Raw genomic sequence first — 22,505 nt, 5'->3', positions numbered from 1 at the left:
TATGTTCACTGCGCCGAATGCACGGCAACCGTTGCCTGGCGTTGCTTTTCAAGCCTGGCGTAGCGTTTGAGGAAGGCAGCTTGCGCGGAGGTCACCGAGTGCGGCGTAAAGTCGAAGCGGTCGGCATTGAAGCCGCGCGGCCGGCCGAAGAACTCGGTTGCTTCTGCGGTCGAGAAACCGGCAAGCAGCGTCGCCTCGTAATAGGCGGCGATCTGGTCGGCGCGCTTGATCTCCTTGCGCAAGCCGACGCCGAGTTCGGGCGGCAGCGAAAAGCGCTGATGGATGGCGCGCTGGAGACGCAGCTCACACTCCTTGTAGGAGCCGCCCATTACCGATTTGAACGGCGAGATCATGTCGCCGATGACATATTCCGGCGCGTCATGCAGCAGTGCTGCCAACTGAGCGTTGGCCGAGGCGTCCGGCTGCAACTCGCTGAACAGCGCCTCGACCAGCAGCGAATGCTGGGCAACCGAAAAGGCGTGATCGCCGCGGGTCTGGCCGTTCCAGCGGGCGACGCGGGCAAGCCCGTGGGCGATGTCGGAGATTTCGATGTCGAGCGGCGAGGGGTCGAGCAGGTCGAGCCGCCGTCCCGACAGCATGCGCTGCCACGCGCGCGGTGGCGCTCCGACGCGATCGGCAGCCATCAGGCATCCTCCGCGCCGATGGCTTCCCTGGGAAAGCTGAACTGCGCCCAGGCCGGGATGGCGAGCGAGACGGTGACATCACCGGCCAGTACCGGCTGGCCAGCGTCGAGCGCCGCCTTGACCCGGTCGATGCGGGCAATGGTGAGGCCGGCCGTGCCCGCGGTCGAGCCGAGCGTGCCGACCGGCCGCCCCGCAACCGTCAGCTCCGAGCCCGGCGCGGGCAAGGCATGGTCGGCCGAAACGATCAGCACGCGCCGCCTGGCGGTGCCGCGATGCTGCATGCGCGAGACCACTTCCTGGCCGACATAGCAGCCTTTCTTGAAGCCGACGCCGCCGGTCTCGTCGAGCAGCACGTCGTGAGGGAAGGCATCGCCGAGCTGATAATCGGGACCGCTTTCGGCAATGCCGTTGGCGATGCGGAGCGTCTGCCATGCAGCCGGATCGCCACCTAGGGATGCGCCGCCATAGGAACGGCTCACAACCACATCGCGGAAGCGGGCATCGGCAAGTGTCGTTGAATCAGAAGGTGAGGCGCTTGAATCATCGCCCCACGCAACCGTCACAAGCACTTGATCCTGCTTCGCGATCTCGGCCTTGGCGCGCAGCTTGTAAAGCATCAGCCGGCGCAGGAAGTCGTCTGCGACGTCGGCACGGCAATCCAGCCGGAATCCGTCCTCGCCGCTACGCGAGATCAGGAAATCAAACAGGATCTTGCCTTGCGGCGAAAGCAGCGCACCGGGTTTTGCCGCACCGGCGCCCAGCGTGTCGAGGTCGGTGGTGAGGATGTTCTGCAAAAAATGCTCGGCATCCGGGCCTGACACAGAAATGAGAGCGCGGTCTTTGAGCAGGGCAAAAGGCATGGGCGGCAAAGAACCTGATCTTGCAAAACGGTCGGCCTTTACGTAAGCCGACGATACTCCCCCCGCAAGAGACCGAACGCCCATGGCCACCACCTACGACCTCATCCTGACAGGCGGCACGGTGGTCAACCATGATGGCGAGGGCGCGCGCGATGTCGGCGTCAAGGGTGGTCGCATCGTCGCAATGGGCGATCTTCGCCAAGCTTCGGCCGGCGAAGCGATCGACTGTCGCGGGCTGCACGTCCTGCCAGGCGTCGTCGACAGTCAGGTGCATTTTCGCGAGCCGGGGCTGGAGCACAAGGAAGATCTGGAGACGGGCTCGCGCGCGGCTGTGCTGGGCGGGGTCACCGCCGTCTTCGAAATGCCCAACACCAATCCGCTGACCACCAGCGAGGCGGCGCTTGCCGACAAGGTGCGCCGCGCCACCAGCCGGATGCATTGCGACTTCGCCTTCTGGGTTGGCGGCACGCGCGAGAATGCCGATGATGTCGGTGAGCTCGAGCGGCTGCCGGGTGCTGCCGGGATAAAGGTGTTCATGGGCTCGTCCACCGGCGACCTGCTGGTCGAGGACGACGAGGGTGTCGCATCGATCCTGCGCAACACCCGCCGCCGTGCCGCCTTTCACTCGGAGGACGAGTTCCGGCTGCGCGAGCGCCTGGGCCTGCGCGTCGAGGGCGACCCGTCATCGCATCCCGTCTGGCGCGACGAGATCGCGGCGCTTCGCTGTACCGAGCGGCTGGTGCGCATCGCGCGAAACACCCGCGCCCGCATCCATGTGCTGCATATCTCCACTGCCGAGGAAATCATCTTCCTCCAACAGCACAAGGATGTCGCCACCTGCGAGGCGACGCCGCACCATTTGACACTCGCCGCCGACGACTATGCGCGGCTGGGCACGCTGATCCAGATGAATCCCCCGGTTCGCGCGGCCCGCCATCGCGACGGCGTCTGGCACGGCATTGCGCAAGGCATCATTGACGTGCTCGGCTCCGATCACGCCCCGCACACGCCGGCCGAGAAGGCAAAGCCCTATCCGGCCTCGCCGTCTGGCATGACCGGGGTGCAGACGCTGGTGCCGATCATGCTCGACCATGTCAATTCAGGCCTGCTGACCCTGCAGCGCTTCGTCGACCTCTCCAGCCACGGCCCGCAGCGCATCTTCGGCATGGCCAGGAAAGGCCGCATCGCCGCCGGCTACGATGCCGATTTCACCATTGTCGACCTCCAGCGGCGCGAGACCATCACCAATGCGCAAGCCGGCTCCAGGGCCGGCTGGACGCCCTATGACGGCAAGGAAGTCACCGGCTGGCCGATCGGCACCATCGTGCGCGGCCGTCGCGTGATGTGGGAAGGCGAGATCGTCACGCCCGGGCAGGGCAGGCCGGTAGAGTTTTCCGAGGCGCTGCCGGCTTAGCGGTTTCTTGCTGCGTTGGATTTTTTAAGCGCTATCCACTACGTTAAGGGCATTATGAACGCAGATATCGCGCCCATGATCGTCCCTGCGGAGTTTCCGGAGCTCCAGGCGCTCGCCTGGAACCGCGATGCGGCACGCCCGATTCCGGCCGAAGAGGCATTTGCGCTGTATGAGCGTAATTGGCGGTTTGTCGATCAAAAGCGTCTTACTGTGCGTGAGAAGATGCTTATCCAAAGTTTGGCAGACAAATTCGGTCACGGCGTGCTCTTGACCGCCGGCTGATTTCCCTCACCTGATCGTTCCTCGCAGCCGGAATATCAACAGGACACACCGCGAGCGTCATGATGGAATTCAAGAGGCCCGAGCACCAGATCATTGCCGAAGCGCTCGGGTTGATGGATCGCCATTTCCTGACCGCAAACCAGTGCTGGTTCGGCGGTGGCACTGCGATCGTTATGAAATTCGGGGAATATCGCCGCTCACTGGATGTGGACTTCCTGTGTGCCGACAGTGATGGCTATCGCGAATTGCGGACCTCCGCAGCCGAACGTGGCGTCAGAGCGTTCTTTCCTGAGCCGGTCGAGGCTGTTCGGGACTTCCAGATCGATCAATATGGCTTGCGGACGATCGTGCGGTTGAAAGGCCAAACGATCAAGTTTGAAGTCATCCGCGAAGGCCGCATAAAACTGCGAGGCCATTTCGACGACGATCTGAATGTATCCGCCCTGGTCCCGGCGGATATGTTTGCCGAGAAGTTGCTGGCGAACGCGGATCGATGTCAGGACCGTGCAATTGCATATCGCGATGCCATCGATCTTGGAGTGCTGGTTGGCATCTATAAGGAAATCCCGAGCGACGCTGTTGGCAAGGCGAAGGCGGCCTATGGCGTGGATATCGAGCGCAAGGTGGCTTGGGTGGTAAACAGGCTGCGGGACAAGGAAGAATTGCGGCATGCCGCCGAGGTGCTGCAAATGGATCCCAACGCGGCGGTCGAAGCGATTTCGGCCCTTCGAAATGAAGGTATCCGCATATGGCCTGACACAGGCCTCGAGCTTTCTAGCCCTAGCCAGTAGCCATCCCAGGGGGATCGCCGTTCAATCCCCGGCGACGAAAAACGTCCACTGCCCGGTGGGCGTAATGCCGACGCGGTAGAAGATGTAGGCTCCGAACTGCTTCATGTCGTCATAGTCGCCGGCGGTGACGATCTTGAACAGTTCGACCCGCTGCCTGGCGTTGAGCTTGTCCAGCGGCAGGGCGAAGAAATATGGCCAGACATAGAGTTCCTGCGGTGTGCCGACGTCTACATGGACATAGCCGGCATTGAGCACCTCTTCCAGGATAGCGAGGATTTCCTGACCTTCCTTGTCGCCCGATAGCCCTTTCAGGAAGGCGATCGGGTCGCCCTCGATTTCGCCCAGCGACAATTGGGTCATGGTGTCGCCCTTGCCGATCAGCGGCCGCAGCTTCTCGATGTCGCCGCTGACGCAGGCCTCGACCATCAGATCGCGCATGCGCCTGACGGGCTCCGGCAATTTGGAAAGGTCGTAGACGACTTCAGGCACCGGCCCTTCGGGATCGGCACTTGGGTTGGCCACGCCGCCATCGTTGGCGGGGGCTTCCGGGTGGCTTTGTCCGGGCTCTGACGGCGATTTCGGCTGGCTGGCCGCCGGCGGCGTCCTGCCGGGCAGGTCGGGCATTGGCACTGAATTTTCAGACGGCGCCGTCTCACCATTGGCGGGTGGCCCGGCAGGAGCTGGAAGCTCCTCGCGCTTGATCTCGCTCAGCGCGCAGGCAGGGTTGCTGGTCAGGACAAGCGCCAGCGGAACCGCGGCGCAGGAAGCGGCAAGCCAGATGCTGAGGACCACGCCGCGAGGCCGGCCTGACATCGAAAAATTCACCGCTTGCCTCTCCTCGGGCCTAGGCTCTTCAGGCATGATGCCCAAACGACTCGCCGTCGTCAAAGAACCGGTAAGCTGGCAGTGCACCCTCTGAGACGCGCGACGCCTAGTGCCGAAACCGCTCCGGCTCGAATGCGCCGGCGATCACCTTTTCACGCATGCGATCGAGCAGGGCAAGGGCCGAGGTTTCGCCATTGGCTCGCAGCATCTCGCCGAACGCGGTTTCAAGCGCTGCCTCGGCGATGATTTCAGGTTCTATGCCGGCCGACAGACCTTCCGCCCAGGCCTCGCTATGGCTTTCCACCGCGGTCAGGCGCTTTTCTTCCCTGACCAGCGCGTCGATGTCGTTGACGCCATGTTCCATTTGCGATGTCCACCTTTCAAGCGGCGGTCCGACGGGTCGGATCCGGCTTGGCTGCCCCTATCTCACGCAGGCTAAGTAAGTGTCTGTAAATACGACATTTTTTTGATCGTCTTTACAAACTTCGTCGCCTGCGTTCGGTCCGATTCAAACTTAGCCGATTAGCCCGGTGAGCGGGATGAAAACCTTCAGTTTGAGTTAATTCCGCATTCGCGCGCTAACGTTTCGTTAATACTGTTGCGCAAGTGCAACACCAAGATTGCATCAACGTGCCGTGGATACAAGGCGGGTGCTCGAAAAGGCGTGGCTAAACGCCGTCTGGCGCTCGTCAGTTGCCGTAACGCGAGGCGATGTCGCGCGACAGCGTCTCGCCTTCCTTCATGTAGCGGCTGATGGCTTCGGTCGCTGACGGCGTGCATTGGGTATAGGTGCCGCCGAAGGAACGGTAGCCGCGGTTGAAGCTGGCGATGAAGCGGGCGCGCCGCTCGGGATCGGGATTTTCTGAATCGATCAGCTTTTCCATCTCGGTGCGCCACTGGTCGCCCTTTTCGCCGCACAGATTGCGCAGGAAATGCAGCGATCCCAGCACCTCGGCCAGTCGCATCAGCCCGGGCTCGAACGGCGACTCGGCGGCCAGCGCCGGCTGCACGGCAAAAGCCGTGGCGGCGGCGATGCATGCGGCAAGGAACAGCGAGGTGCGGGTCATAAGTCTATCTGGCGAAACATTTTGTCGCCTGCAAGGCGATTCTCGGAGCGGCAGATACCGGTCTGTTTCAGGCCAAGAGTTCTTCAGCCACCTCCATGACGTCACCCGCGAGCGGCAGCGTCGCCATTTCATCAAGACTATAGAAGGCGGCGGTCTCGGCATCGTCGCTGGCCGTCGCTTCGCCGCCGGCATAAACGGCGCCGAACACGGTCAGCAGATAGTCGACCGGGTGGTTCTCGCCGCTGCCGTCGATGTGGATGTCGCGAAGCGGACGATAGTCCTGCGCCCGCAGCCCGGTTTCCTCCAGCAACTCGCGCACTGCCGCTTCTTGCAGCGTCTCGCCGGGCTCGACCTTGCCGCCGGGAAAGGCATAAAGCCCCTGCGACGGCGGCCGCGCCCGTTTGACCAGCAGCACCGTCCTGCCGCGCACGACGGCGACCGAGACTGCGGGAAGTGTCTTGCGCTGCTCGTTCATCGATCTCGTTTTCGCCTATGTGAGGCCAAACCCTTGTGGACCGGCCGACGGCGAGCAGCTTTAGCGGTTGCGCAGCGCCGGTTCCATCGCCACGTTCGCGATCGGATCAATTCATCGAGCTTTCCCATGTGCGGACGCTTTGCCCTGACGGCCACGCCGGACCAGACCGCCGCCTTGCTCGGCCTGTCGGAGCTGGAGGATTTTCCGGCCCGCTACAACATCGCGCCGACGCAGCCGGTGCTGATGGCGCTGTCGGGGCCGCCGCGCATGCCGGGCTCGAATTTCCCGGATCGCCAGGCGATGCTGGTGCGCTGGGGGCTGATCCCCACCTGGGTCAAGGACACCAGGGAATTTCCGCTGCTCATCAACGCGCGTTCGGAAGGCGCTATTGAAAAAGCCTCGTTCAAAGCCGCCATGCGCCATCGCCGTGCCTTGGTTCCGGCCTCCGGCTTCTATGAGTGGCAGCAATCCGGCAGCGGCAAGAAGGGCCAGCCCTACTGGATGCGGCCGAGGCATGGCGGGTTGATCGCCTTTGCCGGGCTGATCGAAACCTATGCCGAGCCGGGCGGTTCGGAAATGGACACCGGCGCCATTCTTACCGTCAACGCCAATGCCGGCATCGCCCATATCCATGACCGGATGCCGGTGGTGATCGCGCCGGAAGATTTTGCCCGCTGGCTGGACTGCCGCACGCTCGAACCGCGCGATGTGGCCGACCTGCTCAAGCCCGCGCTGCCCGATTTCTTCGAGGCAATTCCGGTCTCCGACCTCGTCAACAAGGTCGCCAACACCGGGCCGGAGATACAGGACATGGGCATCGTCGAGCCCGGCAAGGTCAGGCGCCAGAAGCCCGGCGCGGACGACAGTCAGATGACGCTGTTTTAGAGCGCGCTCCCAAGAAGCCAGGTCCGGTCTTCGGGAAGAACCTGCTCAATAGGAAGAGCTGTTGTTTTCAGGCGCGCTATGGGCGCCTCAGCCTTCCGTTCCGGCGCACGCCTTGTCGGCGGCCGGCACGATGCCTGTTCAGGCAGCGCGGGGCGAAGTGATTTTCGGCGCCGGCTTTTTATTCTTCGCGGTATGGAGAAGGGCGGCGACGATCGCGGCCGGGCCGATCGCACGGTAGTGGTTGGCGAGCGCCGGTTGCTTGGCGCGGCTCGATTCCTGCTTGGTTCGTGACATCGATCTCTTCCCTGGTAACATTTCCGTGTCTGCGTTTGCCGGCCGAATCTGACCGAATCGTGACCTATGGTGGACTAGCCGGCGAATGTTTCATGACTGTGCCGACATGTTTAATAAAATGTTTCAGCGGCTCCTGACCTATGATCCAGCGACGCTTTTGCCGGAAGTTGCGACTTGACGGCAACACCGGCCAAGGCGATAAAGCCGCCGATGAAAACGTTTTCCGCCATTTGTGGCATTTGCATTATTGGCTAGCTTCGCGCTGGTCCGGACGTTTTCGCCTCATCTTTCCCCAGAGTGGACAAACGCCCCGGCCAGCAGGCTGGAGCCGATTTGTGCCTTGGCACAGGTTAGACTCCATCCAGAACTTAACGGGCCGGAAGGGCACGCATGTCTGACGCATCGAAGGGTCTCAGCCTCTACAACACGCTAACGCGGACGAAGGACGTGTTCCTCCCGCTCGACCCGTCGAATGTGCGCATGTATGTCTGCGGTCCGACCGTCTACGACTTTGCCCATATCGGCAATGCGCGTCCGGCGATCGTCTTCGACGTGCTGTTCCGTTTGCTGCGTCACCTCTACGGCGAGGCTGGTGTCACGTATGTGCGCAACATCACAGATGTCGACGACAAGATTAACGCCCGCGCGCTGCGCGATTTCGGCGCCGAGATCGCGTCGGGAAACCTGACGCTCAACGAGGCGATCCGCCGCGTCACCGAAAAAACCGCCGACCAGTACCACAAGGATGTCGCCGCACTCGGCTGCTTGCCGCCGACGGTCGAGCCACGCGCCACCGAGTTCGTCGCGCGCCGCGCCGACGGCAAGGTTGACATGATCACCCTCATCGAACGTTTGATCGAACGCGGCCACGCCTATGTCGCCGCCGGCGAAGTGCTGTTCGACACCGCCTCGATGCCGGATTATGGCGAGCTGTCGAAGCGCAATCTCGACGAACAGCAGGCCGGAGCGCGAATTGCGGTCGACGCTCACAAGAAGAACCCGGGCGATTTCGTGCTGTGGAAATTGTCGTCACCGGAAGAGCCCGGCTGGGACAGCCCATGGGGCAGGGGCCGGCCGGGCTGGCACATCGAATGCTCGGCCATGTCGGCCGCCTATCTCGGCGATGTCTTCGACATCCATGGCGGCGGCCTCGATTTGATCTTCCCGCACCATGAGAACGAGATCGCCCAGTCGCGTTGCGCCCACGGCACCGACGTCATGGCCAATGTCTGGATGCACAATGGCTTCCTGCAGGTCGAGGGCCAGAAAATGTCGAAGAGCGTCGGCAATTTCTACGCGATCGCCGAACTGCTGGAGACCGAAACTTTCGGCGGCCGCAAATGGCCGGGCGAGGTGCTGCGTCTGGCGATGCTGATGACGCATTACCGCGAGCCGATCGATTTCTCCGTGCGCAAGCTGGAGGAAGCCGAGAACACGCTGCGCAAATGGAAACGCGCAGCTGACCTGGCGCCGTCGGCAGGGCAAGTCCCGGCGGAGATTGTGGCGGCACTGTCGGACGACCTCGCCACCTATGCCGCCTTCCAGCAACTCACGCAGCTTGCCGGTGAGGCCGCGGAGGGCAACGAAGCGGCCGCATCTCTGAAGGCATCGCTGTTGTTCCTCGGCTTCGATATTGGCGCGGCCAAGGTCGACGAGGTTGCGGTCGCCAAGGCGATCGCCAAGCGCTTGGAACTGATCGCAGCGAAAAACTGGGCCGAAGCCGATCGCATCCGCGATGAGCTTCTGGCGCAGGGTGTGCAGCTGAAAGACGGCAAGGATCCTATCACTGGCGAACGCGTGACGACGTGGGAGGTAAAGCGGTGAGGGTGGCGCGAGACACCGTTGTAAGATTGGCGAAGGCCGGAGCGACAGCCAATCTCCCCCCTTGCGGGGGAGATGTCCGGCAGGACAGAGGGGGGTGTGAAGGAACGCCAGCGTTGCTTCTTGCCCACTTTCATTTCGGTCACTTTCTGAGAACGCAATGGCTGCCGGTTGAGACGCTGGCGGGACAGCACCCCCCTCTGTCCTGCCGGACATCTCCCCCGCAAGGGGGGAGATCAGCCCTCGCCTCGGTTTTCGCTAATCGCCAGCGCGGAGTGGCCTGAGCATGGGTCACGACCTCGTTCCATCGCGTCAGCGCAAGAATGCAAAGTCCATGCGTCGCGTCATGACCGATGCCGAGCTGAAACTGTGGAATGAGTTGCGGGCTCACCGGCTGATGGGGATGAGCTTTCGCCGACAGGTACCGATTGGGCCCTACATTGTCGACTTCGCCTGTTCGGCCCACCACCTCGTAGTCGAGGTTGATGGCAGTCAGCATGCCGACGTAGAAGATGCAGAACGCGACAAGGCACGCAGCGCTCAATTGAGTGCCAGTGGCTGGACCATCCTGCGCTTCTGGAACGACGACGTCATCCGCGATATCGACAATGTCTGCCAGCACATCGTCATCGAGGCCGGCTTGGCCGGCGCCGACGTGCCGGCGCCAGCAAGGGAGGAGCTTGTTTCATGATCGACCATCTCGGCATCAATGTCGCCGACTTCGACGCGTCGAAAGCCTTTTATGACCAGGCGATGGCACCGCTTGGCGCCTCGCTGATCTACATGGTGCCACTGGAATATACCGGCGGCGCCAAGGTCGGCGGTTATGGCCGCGACCGGCCGGTGTTCTGGCTGCAGGCCAGCGATGACAAGCCGAGGACCCATCAGCACGTCGCCTTCACCGCGCGCAGCCGCGCCGAGGTCGACGCCTTCCATGCCGCGGCGCTCGCCGCCGGCGGCAAGGACAATGGCGGGCCGGGGCTGCGCCCGCATTATCACCCGGACTATTACGGCGCCTTCGTCTTGGATCCCGACGGCAACAATGTCGAGGCCGTCTGCCATGCGCCCGAATGACTATGAAACGGAGTGAAACGCCATGAGCCTCGACAACCGGCCGATCTACACCGGCGGCTGCCAGTGCGGCGCGGTGCGCTTTCGCGTCGAGGGTGCGCTGGGTGACGCCTCGATCTGCCATTGCCGCATGTGCCAGAAGGCGTTCGGCTCATTTTACGCGCCCCTGGTCTCGGTGCGTGGCGCCAAACTCGACTGGACGCGCGGCGAACCGAAATATTTCGCCTCGTCCAGCCACGTCGATCGTGGCTTTTGCGGCAATTGCGGCACGCCGCTGACCTTTACCGCGCCCGACGGCGTCGGCCTTGCCATTGGCGCCTTCGACAATCCGGCCGAAATCGTGCCGCTGATCCAGTGGGGCACCGAGGCAAAACTGCCTTATGTCGACACCCTTCCGCAATTGCCGGGCGAGGACACGATGGCCGACATGTCGTCGGCGCCTTATCTTGCCGAGCTTGTCTCCTACCAGCATCCCGATCATGACACCGAACAATGGCCGCCAGAGGAAAAGTTATGACCGATGAAGTTCGAACCGGCGGCTGTCAGTGTGGCGCCGTCCGTTTCCGCATCAAGGGCAAGCTTGGCCGGGCGTCCATCTGCCATTGCCGCATGTGCCAGAAACAGTTCGGGTCGTTTTTCGGCGCCCTGGTGACAGTGCCCAAGGATGGCGTCGAATGGGTGCGCGAGGAGCCGACCTACTTCCAGTCGTCGGTCAACATCGATCGCGGCTTCTGTGCCCGCTGCGGTACACCGCTGACCTATCGCCAACCTGGCGCACTGGAGATCGCCATCGGCGCCTTCGACGACCGCTCCGATCTGGCGCCGCAGATCCAGGTCAACTACGCGGTCCGATTGCCTTGGGTGGAAACGATCTTTGACCAGCCCGTGCATCAGGATCCGGATTTCTACTCCCGCCAGGAGCAGATCATCTCCTTCCAGCATCCCGACCACGAAACCACGGACTGGCCCGCGCACGGCCTGAAGATATGAGCAATGAAATGAACAGTGAACTTCGTACTCTTTATCCAGAGATCGAGGCGTTCGAGTCCGGCATGCTCGATGTCGGCGACGGCCATCATATCTACTGGGAGCGCTCCGGAACCAGGGGCGCCAAGCCGGCCGTTTTCCTGCATGGCGGTCCCGGCGGCGGCTTCTCGCCAAAACATCGGCAATTGTTCGACCCGAAGCTTTACGACGTCATCCTGTTCGACCAGCGCGGCTGCGGGAAATCGACACCCAACGCCTCGCTCGAGGCCAACACCACCTGGCACCTGGTTGCCGACATCGAGCGGCTGCGTGAGATGTGCGGCTTCGAAAAATGGCTGGTGTTCGGCGGCTCGTGGGGCTCGACGCTGGCGCTGGCCTATGCCGAGACGCATCCTAATCGCGTCAGCGAGCTTGTCGTGCGCGGCATCTACACGCTGACCCGCGCCGAACTCGAATGGTACTATCAGTTCGGCGTCTCCGAGATGTTCCCCGACAAATGGGAGCGTTTCCTGGCGCCAATTCCTGAAGCCGAGCGCGGCGACATGATGGCCGCTTACCGCAGGCGGTTGGTCGGCGCCGATGGCAAGGCGCAGCTGGAAGCCGCCCTTGCCTGGAGCCTGTGGGAAGGTGAGACGATCACGCTGCTACCGGAGCCGGAGACCAGCGACAAGTTCGGCGAGGACGACTTCGCCATCGCCTTTGCCCGCATCGAGAACCACTATTTCGTCCACGCCGGCTGGCTGGAGGAGGGGCAGCTTCTGCGCGATGCCCATAAGCTCGCGGATATTCCCGGCACAATCGTCCACGGCCGCTACGACATGCCGTGCCCGGCGCGCTATGCCTGGGCCCTGCACAAGGCCTGGCCGAAGGCGGATTTCCACCTCATCGAAGGCGCCGGCCATGCCTATTCGGAGCCGGGGATTCTGGATCGGCTGATACGCGCGACGGATGGGTTTGCGGGGAAATGACAGCGCGCGGCACCCCCCTCTGTCCTGCCGGACATCTCCCCCTCAAGGGGGGAGATTGCCTGTCATCGGGCCTTTCGCAAATCTCCGTCGCTGCGGGAAAAGATCCGACGCTAAAGCTGCCGATCTCCCCCCTTGAGGGGGAGATGGCCGGCAGGCCAGAGGGGGGTGCTCGCGCGCCAACAGAACAATGACAAAGCAACGCCTCTATCTCTTCGACACAACCCTCCGCGATGGCCAGCAGACGCCGGGCATCGACTTTTCCGTCGAGGACAAGATCGCGATTGCCAAGCTGCTCGATGAGTTCGGCATGGACTATGTCGAAGGCGGCTATCCCGGCGCCAATCCGACCGACACCGCCTTCTTCCAGCAGAAGCGCACGGCGAAGGCAAAGTTCGTCGCCTTCGGCATGACCAAGCGGGCAGGCGTGTCGGCGTCCAACGACCCGGGCCTGGCAGCGCTCGTGCAGTCCAAGTCCGACGCCATCTGCTTCGTCGCCAAGAGCTGGGACTATCATGTCCGCGTCGCGCTCGGCTGCACCAATGAGGAAAACCTCGACTCGATCAACGCGTCGGTCGAAGCAGCTGTTGCCGCCGGCAAGGAAGCGATGGTCGATTGCGAGCATTTCTTCGACGGCTTCAAGGCCAATCCGGACTACGCACTGGCCTGCGCCAGGACCGCCTATGATGCCGGCGCGCGCTGGGTGGTGTTGTGCGACACCAATGGTGGCACGCAGCCCTCGGAAGTGCGCGCCATCGTCGACAAGGTCATTGTTTCAGGCATTCCGGGCGGCCATCTCGGCATCCATGCCCATGACGACACCGGCCAGGCGGTGGCCAATTCGCTCGCCGCCGTCGAGGCCGGCGTGCGCCAGATCCAAGGCACGCTGAACGGCATCGGCGAGCGCTGCGGCAACGCCAATCTGGTCTCGATCGTACCGACGCTGGCGCTGAAGCCGGCCTTCGCCGATCGGTTTGAAACCGGCATCTCGGCCGAGGCGCTGACCGGGATATCCCGGCTTTCCCGCGCCTTCGACGAATTGCTGAACCGTGCTCCGGAAGCGCAGGCGCCCTATGTTGGCGCCTCGGCCTTCGCCACCAAGGCCGGCATCCATGCCTCCGCACTGGCCAAGGAGCCGGCGACCTATGAACATGTGCCGCCCGAGGCGGTAGGCAACCGCCGCCGCGTTATGGTTTCGGACCAGGGCGGCAAGGCCAATTTCCTCGCCGAGCTGAAGCGGCGCGGCATCGATGTGCCCAGAGACGACCATCGTCTCGATGCGCTGATCTCGGTGGTCAAGGAGCGCGAGGCCGAGGGCTACGCCTATGAGGGCGCCGATGCCTCCTTCGAGCTGTTGGCGCGCAAAATGCTGCACGGCCTGCCGGAGTTCTTCAACGTCACTTCGTTCCGCTGCATGGTCGAGCGCCGCTTCGATGCCAACGGCCAGTTGAAGACGGTCTCCGAAGCCATCGTCAAGGTGATGGTCGAGGGCGAGGAGAAGATGTCGGTGGCCGAAGGCCACGGCCCGGTCAACGCGCTCGACATCGCGTTGCGCAAGGACCTCGGCAAATTCCAGAGCGAGATCGCCGACATGGAGCTCGCCGATTTCAAGGTGCGTATCCTCAATGGCGGCACCGAGGCGATCACTCGCGTCCTGATCGAATCGCATGACGGCACCGGCGCACGCTGGTGGACGGTCGGCGTGTCGGAAAACATAATCGACGCCTCCTTCCAGGCGCTGATGGATTCGATCGTCTACAAGCTGATGAAGAACCGCGACATGGCGGGATTGGTGGCGGCGGAGTAGGGTTGCAAGACGTGGGTTTCCTCGCCCCCCCGAAGTGGGGCGAGGAACTGGCGCCGCCCCTTGAGCCATCAGCGGAAGTCCATTGATCCATCATAATTTTGCGATGGTTTTGGATGGCCCACTGGGCCATAGCGTTTGCCATGGCCAGCGACACGATCCAGCCCGACGCCGACTCCAAAGCCCGCAGCGGCTTTCTCCTCGCGCTCGGCGCTTATCTGCTATGGGGCCTGTTGCCCTTCTACATGAAGGCGGTTGCGCATCTGCCGCTGATCGAGGTGATCGCCCACCGCATCGTCTGGTCGGTGCCGATTGCTGCTGCAGTGCTGGTCTGGGCCGGCCGCACAGCCGATTTCAAGGCGGCGATCCGCTCGCCGCGCAGCATCGCCATGGCGGCGCTGACGGCGACCCTGATCTCCGTCAACTGGGCCATCTATGTCTGGGCGATCTCGGTCGACCGCACCGTCGAGACCGCGCTCGGATACTACATCAACCCATTAGTTAGCATCGTCGTCGGCGCGTTGTTGCTCGGCGAGAAGCTCGACCGGCTGCAGATCGCGGCCGTGTTGCTGGCGGCGGTCGCAGTTGCCGTTCTGACCGTCGATGCCGGCAAATTGCCTTGGGTGTCGTTGGCGCTGGCGTTTTCCTTCGCTGCCTATGGGTTCTTCCGCAAGACGCTGCCGATCGGCCCGAGCCAGGGCTTTCTGCTCGAAGTGCTTTTGCTGTCGGTGCCGGCGCTTGCCTACATCGTCTTCCTGGTCGTCAACGGCCAGGACCATTTCATCTCCAGCAACGGCACCGATATGGCTTTGCTCATCGGCTGCGGCCCAGTCACCTCGGTGCCGCTGCTTCTGTTCGCCTTCGGCGCCAAGCTTCTGCGCCTCTCCACCATCGGCATCATGCAGTACATCGCACCGACCATGGTGTTCCTGATCGCCGTGCTGATTTTCGACGAGCCGTTCGGCACCACGCAAGCAATTGCCTTCGCGCTGATCTGGGCGGCATTGGCGATGTATTCCTGGTCGATGTTTCGTGGCCGTGAAATCCGCCCGGTGGCGTTGGCCCCGAAGTAGGGAGCCTTTCGATGTACGTGCTGCATATCGCCAACAAGAACTATTCGTCATGGTCGCTGCGGCCATGGGTGCTGATGCGCACCCTCGACATTCCGTTCGAGGAGCAATTGACGCCGTTTCCGACCGGGCCCAGTTTCGATCTCTACCGGGCGTTCTCGCCCAGCGGGCGCGTGCCTTGCCTGGTGGATGACGGCTGGGCTGTCTGGGATTCGCTGGCTATTGCCGAGTATCTCGCCGAGCGCCACCATGGTGTGTGGCCTGCTGAGGCCAAGGCGCGAGCCTGGGCGCGCTCGGCCGCCGCCGAAATGCATTCTGGTTTCACGGCCTTGCGCGGCGCATGCCCGATGAATTGCGGCTTGCGGGTGAAACCGTTGCCGATGTCGGACGCGCTGAAGCAGGATCTGTTCCGTTTGGGCGATCTCTGGAACGATGGCCTTGCCCTGTTCGGCGGGCCGTTCCTTGCCGGCGGCCATTTTACCGCCGTCGACGCCTTCTTTGCTCCGGTGGCGTTCCGTGTGCTATCCTATGGGCTGTCTTTCGAAGGGGCAGCTGCAGCCTATCCCCCGCAATTGCTTGGCCTGCCGGCCATGCAGGACTGGTATGCCGCGGGTCTCGCCGAGACCTGGCGGGAGCCGGACCATGAGGCGGAGGTCGCTGCCGCCGGCACCATCGTCGAGGATCTTCGCGCTACGGCGTGATGGGCAGCGCGGCCTCTCTCACTATTCACTATCACATCTTATCAATCACCGACTGCACGCCTTCCGTCGGCGCATCGACCGACGACCCCGCCACCATGATGGCGGCGACGATGGCCTCGGGGTCTTCGACCACCAGCGGCTTGACCCGTTGCGCGGTGTGGATGAAGCCTTCGCTGGCCATATGGTCGAGCAGCGCCAGCATCGGATCCCAGAATCCTTGAACGTTGGCGAAGACGATCGGCTTGCGGTGATGGCCGAGCTGGCCCCAGGTCATGATCTCGACGATTTCCTCGACCGTGCCGATGCCGCCGGGCAGCGCCACAAAGGCGTCGGATTTCTCGAACATCTTGTGCTTGCGCTCGTGCATGTTGTCGGTGATCAGCAACTCGTCGAGCCGGTCAAGCGCGGTTTCGGTCGCCTCCTTGTTGATGAGGAAGCGCGGAATGATTCCCGTTACCTTGCCGCCGGCCTTGAGCGCGCCTTCGGCGACTGCGCCCATAATGCCTTTGGTGCCGCCGCCATAGACCAGCCGCAGGCCGGCTTTGGCGAGCGAGCGGCCAAGCAGGTGCCCGGCCTTGGCATAGATTTCATCGCGGCCCGGAGACGAGCCGCAATAGACGCAGACGGATCGAATCGTGTTCATTCGTGATTGGTGATTGGGTCTGAATGCGGGGTCAAGCCCCAAGGGCTGACAAGCCCGGGCTTTTTCTTGTCGGTGCCGGCAAAACACGCTAGACCGGCTTCAGGTGGCTAAGGGGTAGGGGAAATATGGCTGGTAATCCATTGAAGGCGTTTCTGTTCGCGGCCGGTGGGACCGTCGCGGTCGTCGGAACCGCCTATGTATCGGGCGCACTCGACCCGTATCTGAATCCCACGCCGCCTGCGGCGATTGCATCGCTGACGCCGCCGGCTGAAAAGCTGGCCGATCCGGGGACCGAGGGAAGGCTGCCGCCGGCGCCCGCCGCGCCCACCGATGCCAAGGCTCCCGCAGCACCCGCGCCTGCCGACGCAACGGCTCCCGCGACCGAAGCTGCGGCTCCGGCGGCACCTGCCGCGCCCGCTGCTGCCCCAACAACCCCAGCGCCGGCCGCGGCCGGCCCGGTTGCGCCGAGCTTCGACGTCGTGCGCGTCGAAAGCAACGGCTCGATCGTCGTTGCCGGCAATGCTGCGCCCAATTCGAAGATCGAGATCCTCAACGGCTCCTCGGTGCTTGGCTCGACTGTCGCCGGTCCGGACGGCGCCTTCGTCATCGTTCTCGACGATCCGCTGAAGCCCGGCGACTATACGATTGCGTTGCGCGCGACGGCCGGCGATGTGGTTACCCCTTCCGTGCAGACCGCCGTCGTTTCGGTTCCCAAGGACGCCGCCGGCCAGGTGCTGGCGATGGTCGAGGAACCCGGCAAGCCGGCCGAGCTGCTTAGCGTCCCGGCGCCTGAGACCAAGCCCGCGGCACCGGCCGCCGGCGATCAGGCCGCTGCCCCAGCCGCTGAGGCGCCTGCTACGGCTGCGCCTGCCGTGGCCGCTGAAACAGCACCTGCTGCTCCGGCTGTGGAAGCCGCAACTGCGCCAGCAGTACCTGCAGCGCCGCCGGCGGCAGGCGTGGCTGCACCCAAGATCGTCGTCGAGGCGGTCGAGATCGACGGCAACAAGATCTTCGTCGCCGGTCTGGCTGACGCCGGCCGCAAGGTGCGCGCCTATGCCAACGATATCCTGCTTGGTGATGCGGTGACCTCGCCCGACGGTCATTTCCTGGTCGAGGCGACGCGCGACATCCCGGTCGGCAGCTACACCATCCATGTCGACGGTCTCGACGCCGACGGCGTGAAGGTCGTGGCCCGCGCCGCCGTGCCGTTCGAGCGCGAACCCGGCGAAGCGATCGCCGCCGTGGCGCCCGCGGAGGCCAAGCCCACCGAGACCAAGCCCGCCGAAGCAAAGCCTGCTGAGCCGGCCGCACCGGCTGCTGCCGAAGCACCGGCCGCTCCGAAGCCTGCGGCGCCAGCCACTATCGCGGCTGCCCCTGCGAAGCCCGCACCAGCTGCTGCCGCGTCCGCACCAGCCGCACCGGCGGCTGAAGCGCCGGCTCCGGCTGCCCCGGCGGTTGCCGGGGCACCTGCGGCACCGGCAGCGCCTGCCGCTGAGGTTCCAGCCGTCGTCGCGGCGGCAACGCCCGATGTGCCAGAGACGGTGGCGCCAAAGCTTGAACATGCCGACGGCGCGGTGATCATCCGCAGACACGACACCCTGTGGCGGATCTCGCGGCGCGTCTACGGTCACGGCGTGCGCTTCTCGACCATCTATCTCGCCAACCAGGACCAGATCAGCGATCCCGACCGCATCTGGCCCGGGCAGGTGTTCAAGGTTCCGGAAAAGTCCAAGGAAGGCGAAGCCGCCGACCTCAAGGCGATGGGCGAGCAGGTGACAACGGCGCCGGTGAAGACGCAGTAGCGGCCGAGCGCTTGATCTCCCCCCTTGAGGGGGAGATGGCCGGCAGGCCAGAGGGGGTCGCCGCGCATAGAACGCCGACCTTCTCTTTGCTGCAAACGACGTTGCGTCAGGACGTACCGACCCCCTCTGTCGCCTTCGGCGACATCTCCCCCTCGAGGGGGGAGATTAGGTCGCTCTACCCATCGGGTTAGCTTGCCACGCACCCGTTCATCGTCTATCGCCGATGAACGATGGCAGACTCGCTCGCTGAACCAGACCACGCAAACTTGGCACCGCCTGAAAGCCGCGCCGTTGCCGCCCGCTTCGCGGCACTCTCGCATCCGGCGCGCATCGAGATCCTTAGACATCTCTCGGCCAGCAATTCCTGCTGCTGCCGCGAGGTGGTCGATCATCTCGATCTGGCGCAGTCCACCGTGTCCCAGCATCTGAAGATCCTGGTCGAAGCCGGGCTGGTCCGCTTCCAATCCGACCGTCAGCGCTCGCGCTACGAAGTCGACCGCGCCGCGCTCGCCGACGTTTCCGCATCGCTGACCGCACTCGTCAATTCCTGCTGCTCCGGCCGCTGACCTCTCACCCCAAAGGAAAGACAAGTGGCAGAAAAAACCGTTTCCGATAGCTCGACCTTCGGCACCTTGCGCAATCTGTGGCCCTATATGTGGCCGGCCGACCGCCCCGATCTCAGGGCACGCGTCACCTGGGCGACGCTGCTTCTGGTCGTTGCCAAGCTGACGCTGGTTGCCGGGCCCTATTTCTTCAAATGGGCGACGGATGCCCTAGCCGGCGACGCCAAATCGCCGCCGCCGCTGCCATCTTTCCTGCTGGCGCCGGTGATGCTGGTCGTCGCCTACAATGTCGTGCGGCTGGTGCAGCTTGGCTTCAACCAGCTGCGCGACGCGCTGTTTGCCCGCGTTGGCCAATATGCGGTGCGCCAGCTCGCGTTCCGCACCTTCGTTCACATGCACCAGCTGTCGCTGCGCTTCCACCTCGAGCGCCGCACCGGCGGCCTGTCGCGCATCATCGAGCGCGGCACCAAGGGCATCGAGACGATCGTGCGCTTCATCATGCTGAACACGGCGCCGACCATCCTCGAATTCGCGCTGACCACCGGTATCTTAGCCTACACTTATGGCTGGAAATATGTGGTCGTGGTGGCAGCCACGGTGTGGCTCTACGTCTGGTTCACGGTTCGCGCCAGCGACTGGCGGATCTCGATCCGCCGCGACATGAACGACAGCGACACCGACGCCAACACCAAGGCGATCGACTCCCTGCTCAACTACGAGACGGTCAAATACTTCAACAACGAGGGTATGGAGGCTGAGCGCTTCGACCGCTCAATGGCACGCTATGAGATGGCGGCGACCAGAATATGGACCTCGCTCGGTTGGCTGAATTTCGGCCAGGGCATCATCTTCGGTCTCGGCACCGTCATCGTCATGTGCATGTCGGCGCTGGAGGTGCAGGCTGGCACGCAGACGGTCGGCGATTTCGTCTTCATCAACGCCATGCTGATGCAGCTTTCGGTGCCGCTCAATTTCATCGGCTTCATCTACCGCGAAATCCGCCAGGGGCTGACCGACATCGAGCAGATGTTCGACCTGCTCGATGTGCCGCAGGAAATCACCGACAAGCCCGATGCCAAGCCACTGGCTGTTACAGCCGGCAAGGTCGAGTTCCGCGACGTGCACTTCGCCTACGACCCCAGCCGCAAGATTCTGAAGGGCGTCTCCTTCGAGGTTCCGGCCGGCAAGACGGTGGCCATTGTCGGTCCGTCCGGCGCCGGCAAGTCGACGATTTCGCGGCTCTTGTTCCGCTTCTACGACGTCCAGGGCGGTCAGGTGCTGATCGACGGCCAGGATGTCCGTGATGTGACGCAGGCGAGTCTGCGCGGCGCCATCGGCATGGTGCCGCAGGACACCGTGCTGTTCAACGACACCATCGCCTACAACATCCGTTACGGCCGCATCGGCGCCAGCGAGGAAGACATGCAGAAAGCCGCCGAGCTTGCCCAGATCGGCCCGTTCATCGAACGACTGCCCGAAGGCTACCGCTCGATGGTTGGCGAGCGCGGGCTAAAACTGTCGGGCGGCGAAAAGCAGCGCGTGGCGATTGCCCGCACGATTTTGAAGGCGCCGCCGATCCTGATGCTCGACGAGGCGACCTCGGCGCTGGACAGCCACACCGAACAGGAAATCCAGGCCGCCCTCGACCTGGTCAGCAAGGGCCGCACCACCATCGTCATTGCCCACCGCCTGTCGACGGTGATCACCGCCGACGAGATCATCGTGCTCAAGGACGGCGAGATCGCCGAGCGCGGCACCCATGCCGAGCTGATGCAAAAGCATGGCCTCTACGCGTCGATGTGGGACCGCCAGCGCGAAGCGACAGAAGCCGAAGAGAGGCTTCGAGTTGCACGCGAGAGCGATGAGCTGGGTGTGGTTGTGCGCAGGCGGACTTCGGAGGTGAGCTAGGCGGCGGAGCGCCGATCTCCCCCCTTGAGGGGGAGATGTCGCCGAAGGCGACAGAGGGGGTCGCCGCGCGTGGAGCGCTAACCTTCATCGGTCGCAAGGGGGCGCATCCAGTCGAACCGACCCCCTCTGGCCTGCCGGCCATCTCCCCCTCAAGGGGGGAGATATGCAGCGTCGTCGCCATCATCACCACCGAAAGTTTCCCCTTGACCTCAACCTAAGTTGAGATCGCAAACCCGTTCCTGAGCCACCGAACCCAAGTCGTTCAAGAACGGAGACAGATTCAAATGGATAAACTTGCCGAGGCAGCCGTGTTCAGGGTCGACAAATTCGTCGTTCCTGCCGAGGCCCGTGAAGAAATCCTTCGCAAGGTCAGGGCGACTCATGAATTGCTGCGTCTGCAGCAAGGCTTCGTCCAGGATTTCGTGCTCGAGCAATTTTCGGGCCCGGGCGAGTTCAACCTGGTCACCATTGTCGAATGGGAAAACCAGGCGGCCGTCGACTATGTCGTGCCGATCGTCAAGGCAGCCCATGAGCGGGCGGGCTTCAACCCGCAGGAGACCATTGCCCGGCTGGGTGTGAAGGCCGATATCGCCAACTATCAGCGTCTACCCGAGATGTAAGACGGCCAGCCGACGCCATGTGCGGGCGCTTCGACGCTCAGCACCTGGCCAGTGCGGGCATCGCTGATCATGTTCTCGAAACCACGCCATTCGGCGGCGACGATGAACAGTGTCGTGCCATCCGGCCCGCCCAGCATGCAGGCAAAGCAGCCGCGATCGGCATCGACTGTCTGCAACACCTCGCCACCTTCGCGCACCCGCACGCAGCGCTTGTTGGGAACATCCGCGTACCAGGCAGCCCCTTCGGCATCGAGGCAGATGCCGTCGGGAAAGCCATCGAGATCGGCCCAGACCCGGCGGTTGGAAAGCCCGCCATCCTCCGCGATATCGAAGGCGGTCAGCCGGTTGGCATGCGACTCCGCCACGATCAGTGTCCTGTTGTCCGGCGTCACCGCCATGCCGTTGGCGAAAGCGATGTTCTCGGCCACTTGTCGAACCGAGCCGTCCGGCGTGATCAGCACGATGGTGCCGGGCCCGAAATGCTCGCCCGGTGCAGGCGCCGACCCGCCGCCATTGACATAGATGATGCCGCGCCCGTCGACGACGATCTCGTTCCACGGGCTGTTTGACAGTTCTCTCAAATCGGCATGGGTGGCGAGCGTGCCATCCGCCTCCTGTCGCAGCAACAAGCCATCCCGACCCGAGACGATCAGCAATCGGCCATCCGGCAACCAGTCGATCGAATAGGGCAGGATGGCCGGCACGGTGAGCATCACCTGGTTCCCGCCGTCCTCATCCACCGCGACGATCTCTCCGGTTCCCCAGTTGCAGAGCCACAGGCGTCCGTCGTGCCAGCGGGGAGACTCTCCGAAAGCGAGGCCTTCTGTAATGACCTTGGCGTTCAGGGCGACTGATTTCGAGGATGGCATCTCTGACCCTTGGTTTGTCGACTCGCCGCAATTCGGCTTTGTCGCGAAGCGCTTTCCTGCCAAGGACGTGTGAATCTATGGCGCCCCGACATGACCGTCGACTATTTCGGCAAACCATCGTGCGGATGCCTCTGGATCAGAGTG

At 63.4% G+C, this 22,505-nt stretch carries 26 protein-coding genes; 17 read left to right on the top strand and 9 right to left on the bottom strand.

Annotated elements, in window-relative coordinates; translation table 11 throughout:
* Positions 1-5: 5 nt before the first annotated feature.
* Both NKJ77_RS10125 and ygfZ read right to left on the bottom strand, forming a co-directional pair.
* Complete coding sequence (locus NKJ77_RS10125) at positions 6-644, bottom strand: HD domain-containing protein (RefSeq protein ID WP_352535082.1); 639 nt, start codon at positions 642-644, stop codon at positions 6-8.
* Positions 644-1,504 carry a CAF17-like 4Fe-4S cluster assembly/insertion protein YgfZ gene (gene ygfZ / locus NKJ77_RS10120; RefSeq protein ID WP_023832482.1) on the bottom strand — a complete coding sequence of 287 codons (861 nt, stop codon included), beginning with the start codon at positions 1,502-1,504 and terminating at the stop codon, positions 644-646. The genes NKJ77_RS10125 and ygfZ overlap by 1 nt, the downstream gene beginning before the upstream one ends.
* 82 nt (positions 1,505-1,586) lie before the next feature.
* Here ygfZ and NKJ77_RS10115 point away from each other — a divergent pair, with 82 nt between their 5' ends.
* The 3 genes from NKJ77_RS10115 to NKJ77_RS10105 all read left to right on the top strand — a co-directional run bounded on the left by NKJ77_RS10115 (position 1,587) and on the right by NKJ77_RS10105 (position 3,991).
* A complete protein-coding gene (locus NKJ77_RS10115) occupies positions 1,587-2,918 on the top strand; it encodes a dihydroorotase (protein ID WP_023832483.1) in 1,332 nt (443 codons plus the stop codon).
* A gap of 54 nt (positions 2,919-2,972) precedes the next feature.
* Complete coding sequence (locus tag NKJ77_RS10110) at positions 2,973-3,200, top strand: hypothetical protein (protein ID WP_027049982.1); 228 nt, start codon at positions 2,973-2,975, stop codon at positions 3,198-3,200.
* Positions 3,201-3,262: 62 nt separating this feature from the next.
* Entirely contained in the window at positions 3,263-3,991 is a 729-nt protein-coding gene (locus tag NKJ77_RS10105; protein WP_023684480.1) for a nucleotidyl transferase AbiEii/AbiGii toxin family protein, read from the top strand.
* Positions 3,992-4,012: 21 nt separating this feature from the next.
* Here NKJ77_RS10105 and NKJ77_RS10100 read toward each other — a convergent pair whose 3' ends face one another.
* From NKJ77_RS10100 to NKJ77_RS10085, 4 genes are all read right to left on the bottom strand, one after another.
* Positions 4,013-4,816: a hypothetical protein gene (locus tag NKJ77_RS10100; protein ID WP_023832484.1), complete on the bottom strand. Its 804-nt coding sequence runs from the start codon at positions 4,814-4,816 to the stop codon at positions 4,013-4,015.
* Positions 4,817-4,922: 106 nt separating this feature from the next.
* Positions 4,923-5,180, bottom strand: coding sequence for a hypothetical protein (locus tag NKJ77_RS10095; RefSeq protein ID WP_023673564.1), 258 nt, complete (start codon positions 5,178-5,180; stop codon positions 4,923-4,925).
* 325 nt (positions 5,181-5,505) lie between these two features.
* Positions 5,506-5,883, bottom strand: a complete 378-nt coding sequence (locus NKJ77_RS10090) for a TIGR02301 family protein (protein WP_023705383.1) — start codon at positions 5,881-5,883, stop codon at positions 5,506-5,508.
* 67 nt (positions 5,884-5,950) lie between these two features.
* Positions 5,951-6,358 carry an NUDIX hydrolase gene (locus NKJ77_RS10085; RefSeq protein WP_023698665.1) on the bottom strand — a complete coding sequence of 136 codons (408 nt, stop codon included), beginning with the start codon at positions 6,356-6,358 and terminating at the stop codon, positions 5,951-5,953.
* A 126-nt stretch (positions 6,359-6,484) separates the two neighbouring features.
* Here NKJ77_RS10085 and NKJ77_RS10080 point away from each other — a divergent pair, with 126 nt between their 5' ends.
* Positions 6,485-7,243: an SOS response-associated peptidase gene (locus NKJ77_RS10080; RefSeq protein ID WP_023832485.1), complete on the top strand. Its 759-nt coding sequence runs from the start codon at positions 6,485-6,487 to the stop codon at positions 7,241-7,243.
* 138 nt (positions 7,244-7,381) lie between these two features.
* Here NKJ77_RS10080 and NKJ77_RS10075 read toward each other — a convergent pair whose 3' ends face one another.
* A complete protein-coding gene (locus NKJ77_RS10075) occupies positions 7,382-7,537 on the bottom strand; it encodes a hypothetical protein (RefSeq protein WP_023673568.1) in 156 nt (51 codons plus the stop codon).
* Between the two features lie 390 nt (positions 7,538-7,927).
* Between NKJ77_RS10075 and cysS the strand changes: the two genes are divergently transcribed.
* The 9 genes from cysS (at position 7,928) to NKJ77_RS10030 (ending at position 15,956) form a co-directional block, all read left to right on the top strand.
* A complete protein-coding gene (gene cysS, locus NKJ77_RS10070; RefSeq protein ID WP_023692877.1) occupies positions 7,928-9,361 on the top strand; it encodes a cysteine--tRNA ligase in 1,434 nt (477 codons plus the stop codon).
* A gap of 283 nt (positions 9,362-9,644) precedes the next feature.
* Positions 9,645-10,049, top strand: coding sequence for an endonuclease domain-containing protein (locus NKJ77_RS10065; protein WP_023832487.1), 405 nt, complete (start codon positions 9,645-9,647; stop codon positions 10,047-10,049).
* Complete coding sequence (locus NKJ77_RS10060) at positions 10,046-10,432, top strand: VOC family protein (protein WP_023692879.1); 387 nt, start codon at positions 10,046-10,048, stop codon at positions 10,430-10,432. The genes NKJ77_RS10065 and NKJ77_RS10060 overlap by 4 nt, the downstream gene beginning before the upstream one ends.
* Positions 10,433-10,454: 22 nt before the next feature.
* On the top strand, positions 10,455-10,946 hold the full coding sequence (locus NKJ77_RS10055; RefSeq protein WP_023727579.1) for a GFA family protein: 492 nt from the start codon (positions 10,455-10,457) through the stop codon (positions 10,944-10,946).
* Positions 10,943-11,419 (top strand): GFA family protein, encoded by a 477-nt coding sequence (locus tag NKJ77_RS10050; protein ID WP_023684470.1) that lies wholly within the window; start codon positions 10,943-10,945, stop codon positions 11,417-11,419. The genes NKJ77_RS10055 and NKJ77_RS10050 overlap by 4 nt, the downstream gene beginning before the upstream one ends.
* Before the next feature lie 8 nt (positions 11,420-11,427).
* Positions 11,428-12,384, top strand: a complete 957-nt coding sequence (gene pip / locus NKJ77_RS10045; protein ID WP_023754764.1) for a prolyl aminopeptidase — start codon at positions 11,428-11,430, stop codon at positions 12,382-12,384.
* Positions 12,385-12,571: 187 nt separating this feature from the next.
* On the top strand, positions 12,572-14,188 hold the full coding sequence (gene cimA, locus NKJ77_RS10040) for a citramalate synthase (protein WP_023684468.1): 1,617 nt from the start codon (positions 12,572-12,574) through the stop codon (positions 14,186-14,188).
* Between the two features lie 140 nt (positions 14,189-14,328).
* The gene (rarD, locus tag NKJ77_RS10035) at positions 14,329-15,258 is read left to right on the top strand and encodes an EamA family transporter RarD (RefSeq protein ID WP_023673577.1); all 930 of its coding nucleotides are present in this window, start codon (positions 14,329-14,331) and stop codon (positions 15,256-15,258) included.
* Positions 15,259-15,269: 11 nt separating this feature from the next.
* Positions 15,270-15,956: a glutathione S-transferase family protein gene (locus NKJ77_RS10030; RefSeq protein ID WP_023832489.1), complete on the top strand. Its 687-nt coding sequence runs from the start codon at positions 15,270-15,272 to the stop codon at positions 15,954-15,956.
* A gap of 31 nt (positions 15,957-15,987) precedes the next feature.
* Here NKJ77_RS10030 and NKJ77_RS10025 read toward each other — a convergent pair whose 3' ends face one another.
* Positions 15,988-16,599, bottom strand: a complete 612-nt coding sequence (locus NKJ77_RS10025) for an LOG family protein (RefSeq protein WP_023673582.1) — start codon at positions 16,597-16,599, stop codon at positions 15,988-15,990.
* Positions 16,600-16,724: 125 nt separating this feature from the next.
* On the opposite strand from NKJ77_RS10025, the gene NKJ77_RS10020 reads away from it, so the two are divergent.
* The 4 genes from NKJ77_RS10020 to NKJ77_RS10005 all read left to right on the top strand — a co-directional run bounded on the left by NKJ77_RS10020 (position 16,725) and on the right by NKJ77_RS10005 (position 21,492).
* Complete coding sequence (locus NKJ77_RS10020; RefSeq protein ID WP_352535077.1) at positions 16,725-18,401, top strand: LysM peptidoglycan-binding domain-containing protein; 1,677 nt, start codon at positions 16,725-16,727, stop codon at positions 18,399-18,401.
* 230 nt (positions 18,402-18,631) lie between these two features.
* On the top strand, positions 18,632-18,967 hold the full coding sequence (locus NKJ77_RS10015; RefSeq protein WP_286460755.1) for an ArsR/SmtB family transcription factor: 336 nt from the start codon (positions 18,632-18,634) through the stop codon (positions 18,965-18,967).
* A 24-nt stretch (positions 18,968-18,991) separates the two neighbouring features.
* A complete protein-coding gene (locus tag NKJ77_RS10010; RefSeq protein WP_352535075.1) occupies positions 18,992-20,872 on the top strand; it encodes an ABCB family ABC transporter ATP-binding protein/permease in 1,881 nt (626 codons plus the stop codon).
* 284 nt (positions 20,873-21,156) lie between these two features.
* Positions 21,157-21,492, top strand: coding sequence for an antibiotic biosynthesis monooxygenase family protein (locus NKJ77_RS10005; protein WP_023711966.1), 336 nt, complete (start codon positions 21,157-21,159; stop codon positions 21,490-21,492).
* Here the strand turns inward: NKJ77_RS10005 and NKJ77_RS10000 are convergent.
* Positions 21,471-22,361 (bottom strand): SMP-30/gluconolactonase/LRE family protein, encoded by an 891-nt coding sequence (locus tag NKJ77_RS10000; RefSeq protein WP_031195200.1) that lies wholly within the window; start codon positions 22,359-22,361, stop codon positions 21,471-21,473. The genes NKJ77_RS10005 and NKJ77_RS10000 overlap by 22 nt on opposite strands.
* Positions 22,362-22,505: the final 144 nt, after the last annotated feature.

The sequence above is a fragment of the Mesorhizobium sp. M0052 genome (assembly GCF_040323255.1).
Lineage (GTDB): Bacteria > Pseudomonadota > Alphaproteobacteria > Rhizobiales > Rhizobiaceae > Mesorhizobium.
The sequence above is the reverse complement of the archived record's forward strand: the minus strand, read 5'-3'. Positions and strand labels throughout refer to the sequence as shown.